General features: G+C 39.4%; 16 protein-coding genes. 4 read left to right on the plus strand and 12 right to left on the minus strand.

Going from position 1 to position 15,914, the window contains the following annotated elements:
* The 3 genes from ggt to allC are packed head-to-tail and all read right to left on the minus strand — an operon-like array spanning nucleotide 1 to nucleotide 4,159.
* The gene (gene ggt, locus BG04_RS27185; RefSeq protein ID WP_034650811.1) at nucleotides 1–1,611 is read right to left on the minus strand and encodes a gamma-glutamyltransferase; all 1,611 of its coding nucleotides are present in this window, start codon (nucleotides 1,609–1,611) and stop codon (nucleotides 1–3) included.
* Between the two features lie 43 nt (nucleotides 1,612–1,654).
* Entirely contained in the window at nucleotides 1,655–2,905 is a 1,251-nt protein-coding gene (locus BG04_RS27190) for a pyridoxal-phosphate-dependent aminotransferase family protein (protein ID WP_034650808.1), read from the minus strand.
* Nucleotides 2,906–2,917: 12 nt separating this feature from the next.
* The gene (gene allC, locus BG04_RS27195; protein ID WP_230586536.1) at nucleotides 2,918–4,159 is read right to left on the minus strand and encodes an allantoate deiminase; all 1,242 of its coding nucleotides are present in this window, start codon (nucleotides 4,157–4,159) and stop codon (nucleotides 2,918–2,920) included.
* Between the two features lie 306 nt (nucleotides 4,160–4,465).
* Between allC and BG04_RS27200 the strand changes: the two genes are divergently transcribed.
* Entirely contained in the window at nucleotides 4,466–6,049 is a 1,584-nt protein-coding gene (locus tag BG04_RS27200; protein WP_013083794.1) for a PucR family transcriptional regulator, read from the plus strand.
* 63 nt (nucleotides 6,050–6,112) lie between these two features.
* Here the strand turns inward: BG04_RS27200 and BG04_RS27205 are convergent, their stop codons facing one another.
* On the minus strand, nucleotides 6,113–6,427 hold the full coding sequence (locus tag BG04_RS27205; RefSeq protein ID WP_013083795.1) for an MTH1187 family thiamine-binding protein: 315 nt from the start codon (nucleotides 6,425–6,427) through the stop codon (nucleotides 6,113–6,115).
* A gap of 124 nt (nucleotides 6,428–6,551) precedes the next feature.
* The gene (locus tag BG04_RS27210) at nucleotides 6,552–7,718 is read right to left on the minus strand and encodes a C40 family peptidase (RefSeq protein ID WP_034650804.1); all 1,167 of its coding nucleotides are present in this window, start codon (nucleotides 7,716–7,718) and stop codon (nucleotides 6,552–6,554) included.
* 452 nt (nucleotides 7,719–8,170) lie between these two features.
* On the opposite strand from BG04_RS27210, the gene BG04_RS27215 reads away from it, so the two are divergent.
* Nucleotides 8,171–9,865 (plus strand): catalase, encoded by a 1,695-nt coding sequence (locus tag BG04_RS27215; protein WP_034650802.1) that lies wholly within the window; start codon nucleotides 8,171–8,173, stop codon nucleotides 9,863–9,865.
* A gap of 47 nt (nucleotides 9,866–9,912) precedes the next feature.
* Here BG04_RS27215 and BG04_RS27220 read toward each other — a convergent pair whose 3' ends face one another.
* Nucleotides 9,913–10,314 (minus strand): hypothetical protein, encoded by a 402-nt coding sequence (locus BG04_RS27220; RefSeq protein WP_013057709.1) that lies wholly within the window; start codon nucleotides 10,312–10,314, stop codon nucleotides 9,913–9,915.
* 303 nt (nucleotides 10,315–10,617) lie between these two features.
* A complete protein-coding gene (locus BG04_RS27225) occupies nucleotides 10,618–11,955 on the minus strand; it encodes a sodium-dependent transporter (RefSeq protein WP_034650800.1) in 1,338 nt (445 codons plus the stop codon).
* A 172-nt stretch (nucleotides 11,956–12,127) separates the two neighbouring features.
* Between BG04_RS27225 and BG04_RS27230 the strand changes: the two genes are divergently transcribed.
* On the plus strand, nucleotides 12,128–12,580 hold the full coding sequence (locus BG04_RS27230; RefSeq protein WP_013083800.1) for a hypothetical protein: 453 nt from the start codon (nucleotides 12,128–12,130) through the stop codon (nucleotides 12,578–12,580).
* A 42-nt stretch (nucleotides 12,581–12,622) separates the two neighbouring features.
* On the opposite strand, the gene BG04_RS27235 is transcribed toward BG04_RS27230, so the two are convergent.
* The gene (locus tag BG04_RS27235) at nucleotides 12,623–13,048 is read right to left on the minus strand and encodes a DUF6843 domain-containing protein (RefSeq protein ID WP_013083801.1); all 426 of its coding nucleotides are present in this window, start codon (nucleotides 13,046–13,048) and stop codon (nucleotides 12,623–12,625) included.
* 189 nt (nucleotides 13,049–13,237) lie between these two features.
* Between BG04_RS27235 and BG04_RS31165 the strand changes: the two genes are divergently transcribed.
* A complete protein-coding gene (locus BG04_RS31165) occupies nucleotides 13,238–13,384 on the plus strand; it encodes a hypothetical protein (RefSeq protein WP_016764718.1) in 147 nt (48 codons plus the stop codon).
* 18 nt (nucleotides 13,385–13,402) lie between these two features.
* On the opposite strand, the gene BG04_RS27240 is transcribed toward BG04_RS31165, so the two are convergent.
* From BG04_RS27240 to BG04_RS27255, 4 genes are read right to left on the minus strand one after another with little or no spacing between them, the layout of a single operon-like run.
* A complete protein-coding gene (locus tag BG04_RS27240) occupies nucleotides 13,403–13,819 on the minus strand; it encodes a DUF350 domain-containing protein (protein ID WP_034650797.1) in 417 nt (138 codons plus the stop codon).
* Between the two features lie 14 nt (nucleotides 13,820–13,833).
* Nucleotides 13,834–15,093: a glutathionylspermidine synthase family protein gene (locus BG04_RS27245; RefSeq protein WP_034650795.1), complete on the minus strand. Its 1,260-nt coding sequence runs from the start codon at nucleotides 15,091–15,093 to the stop codon at nucleotides 13,834–13,836.
* Entirely contained in the window at nucleotides 15,093–15,413 is a 321-nt protein-coding gene (locus BG04_RS27250) for a hypothetical protein (protein ID WP_013057715.1), read from the minus strand. The genes BG04_RS27245 and BG04_RS27250 overlap by 1 nt, the downstream gene beginning before the upstream one ends.
* A complete protein-coding gene (locus tag BG04_RS27255) occupies nucleotides 15,413–15,871 on the minus strand; it encodes a hypothetical protein (RefSeq protein WP_034650793.1) in 459 nt (152 codons plus the stop codon). Before BG04_RS27255 ends, BG04_RS27250 begins: the two co-directional genes overlap by 1 nt.
* Nucleotides 15,872–15,914: the final 43 nt, after the last annotated feature.

Here is a 15,914-nt window from a genome sequence, read left to right on the forward strand (position 1 = left end):
CTAATAAGCAACGACCGCTCCGTCTGTTCGCGCTTCTGTGCCGCCGTATAATACACCGGTTTGTTCATCTCTTAAAATAATCTGTCCTCTTCCAAACGTATGTCTGCTCGTAGCCACATGAATATCATGCCCTTTGCGTTCTAATGCTTCTACAATATGTGAAGGCATTTCTTTTTCCACAAGAACCTTTTTATGTTCAATCCACTGCCATCTTGGTGCATCTAAAGCTGCCTGAGGATTCAGATGGAAATCGATCATATTCATGACGACTTGCACATGTCCTTGAGGTTGCATGAATTTGCCCATTACACCGAATGGACCTACAGCGCTTTTATTCTTTGTTAAAAATCCAGGAATAATAGTATGGTAGGTTCGTTTTCCAGGCTCTAATCGGTTATGGTGCTGTGGGTCTAACGAAAAATTATGCCCGCGGTTTTGCAGGCATATGCCCGTATTAGGTACGACAAGTCCTGAGCCAAAATCCATGTAATTACTTTGAATGAATGATACCATGTTTCCTTCTCCATCAGCTGTCGCTAAATAGATCGTGCCGCTATGAGACGGCTGTCCGGCTTCGGGAACAAGCGCTTTTTCGCCAATCAGCCCTCTGCGCTTGTTTGCATAAGAATCATTCAACAAATCTTCAACTGCTACTGTCATTTTATCAGCATCTGTAATGAATTTTTGTCCATCTGCAAACGCTAGCTTCATGGCTTCAATTTGCTTGTGATATGTATCGACAGAATCTTTGGCATCGAAAGAAAAGCCTTTTAGCGTATTTAAAGCTAAAAGTGCAATAAGGCCTTGGCCGTTTGGCGGAATTTCCCACACATCATATCCTCGGTAAGAAGTTGAAATTGGCTTCACCCACTCTGCTCTAAAAGCTGCTAAATCTTCTTTTGTTAAAAATCCACCGTATTTTTTCGAAAAAGCTGCTATTTTATCAGCTAAATCCCCTCTGTAAAAAGATTCCCCATTCGTTTCGGCAATTTCAAGCAGCGTAGCAGCATGGTCCGGTGATCGCCACACTTCCCCTACTTTAGGAGCTGATCCATTGTTGGTAAACGTCTCAAACCAGTGCTTATATTCGTCACCTTTTAACGCGTGTGTAAATCGTTCAAACGCTCGTTCCCAATTGTACCCTAAAATTGGGGAGATTGGGAACCCTTCTTGTGCATACGAAATAGCAGGCTGCAGCACTTCTTTTAACGACAGTCGCCCAAAGCGTTTTGACAGTTCCGCCCACGCGCTGGGGGCACCTGGGACCGTAACAGGAACAAAACCGCGAGCCGGCATCTCTTTTATCCCCATGGCACGCAGAACCTCAATAGAGATGGAAGCAGGAGCAGGACCGCTCGCGTTGAGTCCGTATAGCTCTTCATTTATCCACACGAGAGCAAATGCGTCTCCGCCAATTCCATTTGACGTAGGCTCTACAACCGTTAAACAAGCTGCCGAGGCAATAGCAGCATCTACCGCATTGCCTCCTTTTTTCAACATTTCAAGACCCGCTTGAGCGGCAAGAGGCTGACTAGTCGCTACCATTCCATTTTTTCCAAACGTACACGTACGCTGAGATGCATAGGGGTGTGTAAAAAAGTATTCGCTCATAGAAAATCTCCTCTTTTCTTTATATGATGAATAAAACGAATCTTTACAGACTAGACAAGGCTACTTCTTCCTCGTAAACTTCTAATGCTGCTTGTAAAGCAGAACCTGCATTCACGGTTGCACCGTTTCGAATAAGCACTGCTTCAAGACCAGCCAATGTAAAGAGAACGTTGTCTTTTCGACAGCTGTATCCCATTGTACCGATACGCCATATTTTTCCGTGCATTGGCCCAAAAGAACTTGCAATTTCAATTCCAAATTGTTCAAGAAGCGTAGAACGAACTGCCTCTCCGTCAATACCTGAGGGAATTAAAACACAAGTAACGGTTGGAACTTTTGAATGCTCATCCCCGAATAAAGATAATCCCATTGCTTTAATACCGGCTACAAGTGCTTTTTCATGGAGGCGATGTCTTGCAAATCTTTCCTCTAATCCTTCTTCTAAAATAACGCGCAGCCCTTCTCTTAAAGCATAGAGCATGGACGTTGCTTCCGTGTGATGATTTAATCTGCGCTCACTCCAATAGTCTTGAAGCTGACTCAAATCAAAATAGTTGCTGATAATATTCGGACGCAGACGAACAGTTTGAGCATCTGCTTTTGTCGCAATTCCTTTTTCAACTTTTTTACGTTCCATAATAATTTTTTCAATACGATCATTGTACGTAATAGGTGCCATGCCGGACGGAACAGATAAACACTTTTGTGTGCCTGCAATCAATGCGTCAATGTTCCACTCATCTACTTTTACATCCGTACCGCCAATAGTAGCTACTGCGTCGACGATAAATAAAATATCTTCGTTGCGGCATGCAGCACCAATTTCTTTAAGAGGCTGCATTCTTCCTGTAGACGTTTCACCATGAACCATTGCAACAATTTTCGGGTTTACTTTTTTTATTTCACGAATAACTGTTTCAGGGTCAAACACTTCTCCCCATTCGCATTCGATATTGTGTACATCAGCTCCGTAGCGCTCGGCAATTTCCGTTAATAAATAGCCGAAGCGGCCGAAAATCGGGACGAACACTTTATCTCCAGGCTCAACTACACTTGCAAGAACTGCTTCAATCCCAGCTCTAGACGTTCCATCAACGGGAAAAGCCCATTTGTTTTTGGTTTGAAATAGTTCACGAAGCATTTCCATCGTTTCGTTCATAATGTGCGTAAATGCGGGGTCAAACTGACCTAAAATAGGTGTTCCTAATGCTCTTAATACGCGTGGATCTGCTTCTACGGGTCCGGGTGTCATAATCGTACGCGGCGGTGTATGAAGCTGTTTTGTTATAGTCATGTCAAATTCCTCCTAGTAGGCAAGTTTATATAATAGTTCTATTAAGACCTTTACTCCTTTTTCTAACTGTTCTCCTTTGGTGAATTCCTTTGGGGAATGGCTGATTCCATCTTGGCTCGGTACGAATAACAAACATGTGGGAACTCTTCGTCCAAATACCTGGGAGTCGTGTCCTGCACCGCTTACTAATTCTCGGGAGGAGATATTCTTTTCCGAGGAAATAATTTTGGAAAGTTCAGATAATTCTTCGCTCATAGCGACAGGTTTTTCATCCATCCAGCAGTCGATATTCACTTCTAAATCCCCTGCTGTTCGCTTTATAATTTCCTTCATTTCTCGTTCTGCTTCTTGTAAAACCTCATACTCATGATGTCTTATATCGACCGTGAATTCTACATATCCTGGTATTACATTCGGTGCATTTGGAGAAAGTGTAATTTTGCCAACCGTTACGTATAAAGCGTTATGATATTTTTCGCTCAATTCAATAAATGCTTTAGCAAGTTTGCAGCTCACATAAAATGCATCTTTTCTGATGTTCATCGGGGTTGTGCCCGCATGGTTACTTTCACCTTTAACAGATACTGTAAATCGTTTCTGCCCGACGATACTAGAAACAATTCCGATATCGCAACGAGACATTTCAAGCTGCTTTCCTTGTTCGATATGCAGTTCAATAAAAGAAGCGATGTCCGTGCGGTATGGCTCGCTGTGGAGGCCTTTTCCGAAATTGAGCTGTTTCATTGCGTCATCCAGCTTAACCCCTTCTTTATTTATAACATGTTTTGCATCACTTTTGCTGTGTAATCCATTTATATTGCCTGATCCCCAATACGTAAGAGGAAATCTGCTACCTTCTTCTTCACAAAGTGATACGACCTCTAAGGTTTTTGTAGGGGAGCCGTAATGCGCATACAGGTACTGCAGAGCAATGATACCTGCCACAACACCAAACGCCCCGTCATACTTTCCTCCGTTTATCACGGTGTCGATATGGGATCCTGTTAAAATAACTTGTTGTTCTGAACCCGTTCCTTGCAACCGTCCAAATAAATTTCCTACATCATCGTAATACGTTTTGAGGTGAAGTCCCTTCATTTTTTCTTCCAATGCCTTTTGAGCTGCATTCCACTGTTCCGTATATAAAAGCCTCGTGACCCCTTCTTTTTCATCTCCCCCAAACTGTGACAACCAGTTAACGTTTTCTTCGATTTGCTGACAAAGCTTAGATTTTCCCGTCATATCTGCAACCATTGCTATCCCTCCTGCTATCTTCATTTTAAGAAAATGACTGATTGTTTTCATTAACACTTTCTACAATGATTTAGTGTTTTTTTAGCTATTATCACTAAATATGCAAAGTCTTATATACGTCACTTTTTCTAACATTATATGTTATTTATTTTATCTTACAGGATTGAATATACTTCTTCATTAACAATTTATACATTTTTTTCTGAAAATTTTATTTATTTTAACTAAACTTTCTTATAAAATAAAAGATAGATAAAGATACGCGTAGGGAAATGTGAGAATTTTTAACAAAAGGAGTAATAAATAATGGAACTACAAACTCTTTTACGCATTCCAATTTATGAGAAAGCATCTGTAGTAGCCGGGCAAAAAGGAGTCACCCGCAAAGTACATAACGTCAATATGATGGACGCACCCGATATTTTATCTTTTTTAAAAGAAGGAGAGTTTTTAATTACAACGGGTTATCACTTCAAAGAACATGAAGAAAGCTTAGCAAAACTTGTAGAAGGAATGGCTAAAAAGAAATGTGCAGGATTGGCCATCAAAACGAAGCGCTTTTTCGAGCACGTGCCTGCTTCTATTTGTCAGCTAGCTGATGAACTTCACTTTCCGATCATTGATTTCCAAACGGACGAAACGTTAGGCGCGGTTATTAACGAATCTCTCAGCTTTATTTTAGATAAAAAAACAGCCGAGCTTCAGCAAGCGATGGTCACACATCAGCTATTTTCCTCGTACATCTTACAAGGAAAAGGCATTGAGAAAATTATGCAATCCATTCAAACGTTATGCAATGCTCACGTTGCCCTTTTTGATACCCATGGCCATGAACTCTTTTATACAAACAAACGCGAACCCTTTTCACTCCCGATGGAAGAAGCGGTAGCGGGCGCTAAGCAGCTGTTTTTACGAACGGTAAAATATACAACCTTTTCCTTTTTACACACAAAAAAAACCGTTACGCTTTTTCCGATTGCTACTCATACAAGAAAGTACAGTTATTTACTTATTGAACATCAAGTTTCTTTATCCGATTCAGCGCTCCTAACGATTGAACAAGCGACAAACGTTTTATCCTTCGAAATGATGAGGCAGCAGGCTTTGTATGAAGCTGAACGGCGACGAAAAAACGATTTTTTCAATCAGCTTGTTAACAATTATTATAAAACGCTTGAAGATGCTTCCTTTCAAGCACAGATGATGGGCTTATCAGCAGGAAACAGCTATATTTGCGCCGTCGGGAAAATCCATTCTACATTCACGCCTTACAGCGATGATGATATGATCTATGAGCTCCTTCAATATGAGTTATCAACAGGTCATACAGAGGCCGTTTTGTTTTTCTATGACAATCTTTATATTCTTTTGTTTACACCTCATTCTCAACCTATGATTATAGAATGCTTGCATCGCTTGCAGGAAGCTGTTTACCGTCACTACGATAAGCGAATGTCATTTGGAGTTGGAAACCAAAGCCAATCCCTACTTACAATCGCTGATTCATATAAAGAAGCTGTTGAAGCTCTTGAAACCATCCATTTTAAAGACCAGTCGAAGCTTATTCAATTTTATCAGCCAAAACAGTTTAAAGAACTGCTGAGGTTGCTTCCAGCAAACGATTTACAGGATTACTATTCTCAAACATTAGAAGGTTTGCTGCAGTACGATAAGAAAGATCGCTCCATCTTACTTGACACGCTTGAAACATATCTAAATTCCAATTGCCAAATCTCAGAGACTGCTAAGCAGTTATTCGTTCATCGGAACACGGTGATCTATCGAATTGAAAAATGCGAAGAGTTATTAAAAAGACCTATTCACACGTCAGAGGAAACCCTTCGGCTGCGCGTAGCTTTTCAAATTTTTTCTCTTGTGCATGCTAATTAAGTATAAATACAATAAAAAACGCCTGAGTGGATACTCAAGCGTTTTTATTGTATTGCATATTCTTTATTTCGCTTTTAATTTAGACTGTACGGATTGTAATTTCCCAGCCATCGTATGATTTTCTTTATCACGGCGATCATCAATTCGTAAATTTGTACATACGCGCTGAATACCATTTTCAAAAGGCACCTCATGCATCTCTTGAACAATGTTTAGCAGCGTGCTTAATTCCCCTTCAATCAATGTATTCATAGGGGTTAATTGATATGTAATTTCATCTTCATGCTTGGCCAACACTTTTTGAATATCAGCTACGTACTGACTCACGCTTGGCGTTTCCGTACCTACCGGAATAATGGTTACATCTACAATAGCCATGTTATACACTCCTTTTATTTGTTCCCTAGTTATCATATCAAATCGCGCAAAAATTTCCTACTTTTACATTTATGGTGCATAGAAAAAAGGAATAGTTCTACAACTACTCCTTTTTGTTACACTCTTATAGGTAACGCTTTGCTCCTAAGTAACGTTTTGACCAGTAAGAGTTGCTTAGTGATGTGATTGTCACGCCTGTTGAAGAACCTGCATGCATGAATTGACCGTTTCCGATATAAATGCCAGCATGACTAGCTCCTGGTTGGTACGTTTCAAAGAAAACGATATCGCCAGGCTGAGGTGAACTTACACGCGTACCAGTTTGATAGATGCTAGCAACTGTACGAGGAAGACTTACACCTACTGCATTGCGATATACATAGTTAAGGTAACCACTGCAATCAAATCCTCCAGGCGCAGCTCCACCCCAAACATAAGGTGTTCCCATAAAACGTTTACCGTATGAAATAACTTTTGAAGCTGAGCTTGAGCTTGTGCTGCTTCCTGTTGATGTTGAAGGTTTTGAGCTGCTAGAGCTGCTTGAATTTAATTTATTCAGCGTATCTGGACCCGCTTCTCCGTCTACTAATAAACCATTTGCACGTTGAAATGATTTTACTGCACTTGTTGTAATTGAGCCAAAGTAGCCTGTTACACCAGCTGAGAAGTAACCTTTATTTTTTAGTTTTTGCTGAAGGCTGCTTACTGCTGAACCTTTCATACCTTGACGTAAAATAGTTGAGTTGCTAGAGCTAGAACCACCAGTTGAAGCGCTAGAACCGCCATTTTTCAACTTGCTTAACGTAGCCGGACCCGCAATTCCGTCCACAGACAGTCCGTTTGCACGTTGAAATGCCATTACTGCATTTTTTGTAATTGAACCGAAGTATTGAGTCGTAGTTCCTTTAAAATAGCCTTTATTCTTTAGCTGCTGCTGTAAAGATTGTACATTTGGTCCAGTTGAACCAACGCGCAGCAATGAACCTGAGCTAATTGATGAGCTTCCGCTTCCTAGCAGCTTATTAAATGTAGATGGACCTGCAATACCATCTGCAGATAAACCATTTGCACGCTGAAACGACTTTACTGCGCTAGTCGTGATTGAACCGTAATAGTTTGTTGTTGTACCGTATGTAAAATAGCCTTTGTTTTTTAATTTTTGCTGTAATTCTTTCACATCTGAATTACTTGTTCCTGGGTGCAGCGTAGCATCTCCTAAAGCAGCTTCACTAATTGTAGGTACTACTGTTAAAGATCCACATAACGCTAACGAATATATCAACTTTTTCATAAAAAAAGGTTCCTCCAATGCCATAATCTACTAATCTATAAGACGTTTACATTGTAACAACACATTATTACAAAATAACATCACTAATATTACATTTATGTTACAGGAAACGACAGCAGCGCAGCTGTATGGTGTATATTGTCGTAGTTTATTGTCGTTTAACACTTAATAAGTTCGACAAAAAAGCTAATATATTCCAATATTATTCCTTTTCCTACACTAATAATAGGTAAAAAATCACCCGTAACATTATCTTTATATTTCAAAAAAAACAATTTATTTTTTTTTGAAATGTGAAACTTTTTTAAAATTTATTCGTTTAGCGGATTTGTTTCCCTCTCTAGTAAAACAGCTTTTCTTCTAAAAATTTATATTATTTCCATATTAATGAATAAAAAAGCGAGGGCTGAAAAAAATAGTCTTGTTATGTTTGAAACAAGGAGGATTATTTTATGAGCCATAAAGGCACTCATGGTACAAATGTTAGCGGATCAGGTGACTCGGAAGACAAACGCTATGCAGCCGGAGAAAACGAGCAGACGCTTACGACGCGTCAAGGTCACCCCATTCGTGATAACCAAAATTCTCGAACGGTAGGCAACAGAGGACCTGCTACTCTTGAAAATTACCAGCTGATTGAAAAAATTTCGCATTTTGATCGTGAACGTATACCGGAACGTGTTGTTCATGCCCGGGGAACGGGAGCTCACGGGTATTTTGAAACGTACGGAAAGCTTGGTGACGAGCCCGTTGAAAAATACACCCGCGCAAAAGTTTTTTCAGGAGCAGGCAAACAGACGCCCGTTTTTGTCAGATTTTCTACCGTAACTCATGGAAAGGACTCTCCAGAAACAATGCGAGACCCACGGGGATTTGCTGTAAAGTTCTACACAGAAGACGGAAACTGGGACTTAGTAGGAAATAACCTTAAAATATTTTTTATCCGCGATGCTATTAAATTCCCTGATTTGATTCATGCTTTTAAGCCCGATCCTGTGACAAACCGTCAAGATACCGAGCGTATTTTTGATTTTATTTCTCACACCCCTGAGGCTATGCATATGATTACTTTTTTATTTTCACCCTGGGGAATACCTGCTAACTATCGGCAAATGCAAGGTTCCGGTGTTAATACATATAAGTGGATAAACAAAGATGGCGATGCGTTTCTTGTGAAATACCATTGGGAACCAAAACAAGGAATTAAAAATTTGACCCAAAAGCAAGCAGAAGAAATTCAAGCTAAAAATATTAGTCACGCCACTCAAGACTTGTATGAAGCGATTGAGAGCGGTAACTACCCCGAGTGGGAACTTTGTATACAAATCATGGAAGATGGAGAGCATCCCGAACTGGATTTTGATCCGCTCGATGACACGAAAATTTGGCCCGAAGACCAATTTCCATTTCTCTCAGTAGGTAAAATGGTCCTAGATAAAAATCCAAGCAACGTATTTGCTGAAACGGAGCAAGTCGCATTTGGTACTGGTGTACTTGTAGACGGGCTAGATTTTTCTGATGATAAAATGCTGCAAGGAAGAACGTTTTCTTATTCCGACACGCAGCGTCACCGGGTGGGAACAAACTACTTGCAGCTGCCTATTAACGCGCCGAAAAAACATGTAGCAACAAATCAACGCGATGGTCAAATGGCCTATCATGTAGACGCTGCTCCAGGTCAGAACCCGCATGTGAACTATGAGCCTTCTTCTCTTGGAGGTCTTCAAGAAGCGCATGACCATCCAAAACCTCATCAGCCTTATGTTGAAGGAAATGTAAAAAAAGAAAAAATTGATCGTACAAATGACTTTAAGCAAGCTGGTGAACGCTATCGTTTACTTGAGGACTGGGAACGTGATGAGCTTATTCAAAATTTAGTAGACGGCTTAAAATGTTGTCACCATACCGTTCAAACAAAGATGATTGAGCTTTTAACTCAATGTGATTTTGACTACGGCAATCGCGTAGCAAATGGCATTGGTCTTCTGATGCATGATGATGGTTCCCTAGAAATTGAAATGGGAGCAGAAATGACTCCTACATACGGGAAATTGCCAAAAGAAGGCGGTTCACCGTTAGGAAGCAACAAAGCTGCTGATGCGGTAGAAGAAGCTAATGAAAAAGGACACGATGCTCATCCTTATTAACAAAAAAACATCCTGCAGCGACAGCAGGATGTTTTTTGGGTTAAACGTTATGACCAAGTAACGGCAAACACGTGGTAGTCATTTTTTAACTGTGGCGCATCAATGGGTGTCCCGTGCTGATATCCTTGTTTCACTCTTTTAGGATGTAAGGGTTGAACCCATTCTTTCACTTGCTGTTTTGTACCATTTGCTAAAATATATACACAATCAGAAAATGCCCCGTCATTGTTTGGACTATCAACTTTTAGTACTTCCACTAACACATCTTGGACACACGTTTTTCTCTGAATACACATAAGCGTATGGTAGATAATATCAGCGGACACATCGTTATTTAAACGAAAGCCCACCTTTTTTTGTTCAAAAAAAGACGAGAATGAGACGATTGGTAATGTCTTTTTTTGTTCATACGCTTGAGATAAAATCTTGACAAGAACTTCTCCACTCAAGATGATCCCTCTTTCTAAAAAACGCTTCATCACAACATATGTGAGCATTGATTATGCTCATAGGATAATATATTATCATAGTTTAATTCTGTGGTGTTAGTCTTTTTTGGGGTTTTTACACTGGGAATTATACCCGCCTATTTCTTGCGTTTCCCTGACGTTCTCGCTACTAGCAACAGAATTATTAATAAAATAAATACCCCTACCCCTACAAACATATCATACAAGAAATCAAGCATCATACTCCTCCTCTTCCTTCAAAAAAACGCTGTTAAAACCAAGCGTTTTAACAGCGTTTTTTCGTTAGATAAAGCCTAGCATATTAATAAATACAATGATAATTAAAACAGGTGCAATGTATCGAATAGCAAGAAGCCATAAAGAGAACCAGCGCTTCACATTCGTTGAACCGTGCTTGAATTCTTCAATTAGCACATCTTTTTTCATTTTCCAAGGAACAAAGATGGCAATTAAAAGAGCACCTAGTGGCATAAGGATATTACTTACAAGAAAATCGAAAGCGTCAAAGATGCTTTTTCCAAAGATCGATACGTCACTTAACAAACCATACGATAGCGCTGAAGGTATTCCTACTATGAAGATTAGCAAGCCAGAAATCCAAGATAGCTTTATACGCTTATGCTGCTCTCCTTTGGCTAAAGAAGCAACAATAATTTCTAACATCGAAAACGCAGATGTCAAAGTGGCAAATAAAAACAGCGCTAAAAAGAAAGTTTGAAACACAATTCCGAACGGAAGCTGTTCAAAAATAGAAGGCAATACAATGAATAAAAGACCTGGTCCTTCCGTCGGTTTTACACCCATTGAAAAGACCGCAGGGAAAATGGCCAGTCCTGCTAGTAAAGAAATCAAAATATTTAACGCTGAAATTGAAATAGCCGATTTTGGCAAGTTTTGCTGCTTAGATAGATACGAACTGTACGTAACCATAACTGAAACGCCTACACTAAGGGAAAAGAATGCTTGTCCCATCGCAAACAAAATGGTTTGGGATGTAAGCTTTGAAAAATCTGGATACAAAAAGAAAGATACACCTTCCATTGCCCCTTCTAATGTTAAAGAACGAATAATGATAATAATAAATAAAATAAAGAGAGCAGGCATTAAAATTTTGTTTGCTTTTTCAATACCATTTTGAATGCCTCTTGCTACTACAACAATTGTTAAAAGAAGAAAAACAAATTGAGAGATAACAGCACGTGTTGGATTAGCAATGGTCGAGTTAAATAAACTCCCGTAGTCACTTACTCCATTCAGCTGACCCGTGACGCTTGCAAAAATATATTGCAAAATCCAGCCTCCTACTACACTATAGAAGGATAATAAAATAAAGCATGTAATCACGCCTAAATACCCGATTCCTTTCCATAGGGAGCCGGGAGCAACTGCATCATATGCACGAATTGCTTCTTTTTGTGTATGTCTACCTAGTACAAATTCAGCAAGTAAAAGCGGCAAACCAATAATTGCTGTAAACAAGATAAACAGTAAAAAGAAGGCCCCTCCTCCGCTTGTTCCGGCTACATAAGGCAGTTTCCAAATGGCTCCGATTCCAATTGCAGAACCGGCAGATGCCAAGATAAAGCCGAGTTTTGATGTCCATTGTTCGTTTTGACTCATTTTTTCTCACCATTTTTCTTTATTTATTCTGATTTGTCATACTATAGCACACAACCCTTCTGTCGAAAAGGGTTTTTGTTGTTTTAACCCTCATCATGTGTTATGAATAGTATGTAGGTTTCATGATTTATTTTCGTAACTAAAAAAAGTTTGACAGTTAGAGGTACAAAAAATGACAAATCAGCAAGTAATACAGCAACAATTTTTAGATAAGTTCCTTGACTTTATCTTAGTAAAATGTCCAAACTGCGAACTATGTGCGCGAGTTGTAAAACTGGATAAAAAATTGAGCGGGTCAACGCACTCATGCACGTGTCCTCACTGCGGTTATCTAGACGTAACCAACGCTGATAGCCAAGGACCGTTAGAACTTTCTGAAGCAGTAGATCCTTTTTTTCAGCTTCCGCTTTACTTAGAAACGATATGCCCTGAACGTCGACTTTGGGCTTATAACTTAGATCACCTTCAGTATATTGAATCTTATATTGAAGTTAAAACATGCGGGGCTTGTTTCGACGAGCTGTCGGTTGAACATTCATTGCCAGATTGGGTAATTCATAAGCAAGAAGAAGCATTAAGCGAAATTCAACGTTTAAAAGATACCGTCTTTTGCACATTCAAATGAAGATAGAAAAGAAACGTTGCCGAAGAGGCAACGTTTCTTTTTTTACGAAGAACTTTCTTCGGTAAGTTTTCTTCGATAGTCTCCGGCCTTATCGAACTCTTTTGCGGTGCCGACGAAAAAGTAGGTTACCGTATGATTTTTGTTACCTTGAGTCGTTCCATGTATCATCTTCCCCTGCTTCAATTGCTTTCGCTCTCCATTCTTATTTACATAGAAATATTTATTTCTTGCCCAGCCGCCGCCGCTTAAAAGCGTTTTGGTTTTCCCGACTCCCTGGTCATTTACTTTAAATACAGTGTAGTCTCCTTCTGTCTTGCTGGGGTTTCCGTTATCTTTATCATATTCGACCATAACCCATCCTTTGTACCCTTCTGGTATAAGGAAAATGCTCGGTTGAGACGTTTCATCTGGGCGTCCACATCCAGCTGCGATTACAATCAAGAAGCACAAAATGAGCCACCTTTTCACTTTTTCCAACTCCTTTCTTAATAAAAGACGTGCCTCTATACTGCTTTTAGTTTTTGTTGAAGGTGAGATTATATTCTTTTTGCATCCCTCAATTTTTTCCAGTTCACCCAGTCAAATATGCTATATTTACGTATTGTTTGTCACACACTATTAGCAGGCGTTTACAATTTACATGGGAGGATAACAAAAATGAGCTATGTTTTTTTATTTATTTTGCTCTTTGTCATTCCGCTTTACACACAGCAAAAAATTGTTCGTGCCGACCGTGAAAATACACGTACATTATTACTAAGTGAACACGAGCAATCTGGACATAAAAAAAGCGATTCCCCGTAAAACAGGAATCGCCTTCTTTTAATATGTTAAGCTTCCGGCCACAATAAGGCCGACGGCAACCGCCGCTGCAAAAAGAGTTACTCCAACGGCTACATTTCCTTCTTCTACTTTTTTGGCTAGGCTCGTTTTAGGCGTCATGATAAATTCAATAATCCAATATGCCACTACTTGAGTAATGATACCTACTACTCCCCAAAGAGTTGCATCTACCAAATTTAAGCTGTTGCTCCATACAGTAAAAATGACAATAGCAAGCCCAATTCCTTTTCCCCATAACTTCAAAGCGACCGCCACATTGCCTTTTTTTATGAGTTCACGGTCATTAAATTTTGTTGTTAATTCAAATACCATAACTCCGATAAATAATAACCCTAACCCTACCGCTACGTGAGATAAAAAACTTCCTATACTAGCCCAATCAATCCATTGTGTCATTTTTATTCCCCTTTTCATTTTAATCCAATCGGCAAATAGTACGATTCGTTATCCGTAATTTGATTTCCAGCTCGTATTCCTACTGCGCTTGCTTTTCCATTTAATAAAAAGCACCCGTACATGATATGAGCCTCTATTGTTTGCGTTTGAGTCTTCATCGTTGCAGTTGGCAAAGGAATAAACTGTTGATACACAGCCGTGTATTCTTGATATGTCTTATGCTGATCTTCGTCTATTTTGATTCCGTCTTCATTATAAATTTCAACGGTATCTCCCTCACGACCAAAGGATGGTTTCTTCACAAATGCTTGTTTTCTTTCAATAAATGTATCTTCTTCTAAATACGTTGGTAAAAAGTATGTTTCAATGATGTGATGCTCTTCTTTAGTGAAGAAAGGATGATGTTGTTCATGCAAAGCCCAAATGAGTGCTTGCACGGCTTTGGACTGCAGCAAAAATGCAGAAGGCGGATTGATTATGGCTACTTGTTTTTGCTGTGCTAATGTTAAAAGCATGTGTCCGACTTTTTCATGCGTACTCGGATCTTCATCTTCAATTAAATGTTCAAGCGGATAAGTTTGGCGATAGAGTACGTCTATTTTTTGTCCATATTGATCATACACGCCCGCTTCTATATGTTCACCTTCTTCCGCTGTAGAGGAAGGGACAATTCGAAGCTGCGATAATGGAACGTATGTAGCATCTACATCGGCTAGCTTCATTAAATAAAGAGTCGTTAACTTATCTTCTTCATGCGTATCGTGCGAAGAAAAAACGACGTTTGGATAGTTCGTTCTATCGAGCTCGTTATAAGCTTCAAAAATGGCGTGTTTTAATGCTAAAGCAAGCTTTTTTTCTTCAAGTTTATTAGGGTTTTGTACTTGAAAATGCCGACAGACTAACTCATTTACATGAAATAATTCTTTAATGAACGTAGGCGTATCCGCATTTAGTTCTAAAAGCTTGATTTGATCAGTCGTAACAGCAAAATCAAGGCGCGAAATCACACTTTCTGTTTTCATCGTTTTCAGTCGTAGGTACGGAAGGCTGTCTTTTGGAAATCCTAAAGAAAAAAGCGTCTGATCATCTAACGAACGAAGTAAAGGTGCAGTTTTAAAAAATAATTCCCCAATTTGATTTGCAGCTTCTTTAATAGAATCAATGATATGAGAAGACTCTATATGTACGTCATAAAGAGCATACTCTGTTCCGTATAAATCGTGCCAAAAATCTTCAATTTCTTTATAAAACATTTCTCGCTTTTCTTTATGCATTAACCGCCAAAACCGCCTTTAGAGCCGCTCCCAATTCCAGATTTATACGAGCTGCTTGATTTAAATGATTTATAGGCCGATGATGAGGTCAACTGTTTTTTAGAGCCGTAGTAGCGGCCTCCGTGATAATATGAGCCGCTGTGCGAAGAAGAAGAATCTGAACAGTAGTACGTTTGGGTATCTTCATCCCACTTCCACTTGTCACACGATTTATCTTTCGGTTTAGCTGGTCTTGCCTGATCAGTTGAACCGCAGGCAACGAGCGATGTCATTAAAGCTGTGGTCAAAACCCCGGCCATCATTTTTTTTGTTTTTGACATTACGCCTTCCCCCCTTCATACGTTACGCCTGTTTTTGTTACATATAAACTGTACACGCTGCGATCTTCATCAATTTCCGCAGAGTCTCTTTCCCATTCCCATCCATTGTAGTATGTATAAACTGTTCCGATATAGCTTAATACGTCCAAATGGGTATGAAATGAAGAGACGAATAAAATCGGATGTCCTCGAAGAGAATTCAGTTCGCGTACTTCTAACGTAATCTCTCTGTTATCGTCTTCTGCTTGCTCTTTCGGCCCATGTTCATGTTCTTTTACATAAATAATATGTATATCATCTTCGACTGCAGATGAAGTTTGTTTATACGTTACTCCTTCTTTAACAAAAAATTCGCATTCTCTTCTTGCTAAAATTTGTTCAAGTTCAATAGATTGATAGTGATAAATAGATACAAACGTATCATCAGGCTTTAGCAGTCGGTATTCTAACTTCCCCATTGTGCAACTCCTTTTGTGACTTTTTTGTGAACGTTCTTTAATA

It is taken from the genome of Priestia megaterium NBRC 15308 = ATCC 14581, assembly GCF_000832985.1.
Taxonomy (GTDB): domain Bacteria; phylum Bacillota; class Bacilli; order Bacillales; family Bacillaceae_H; genus Priestia; species Priestia megaterium.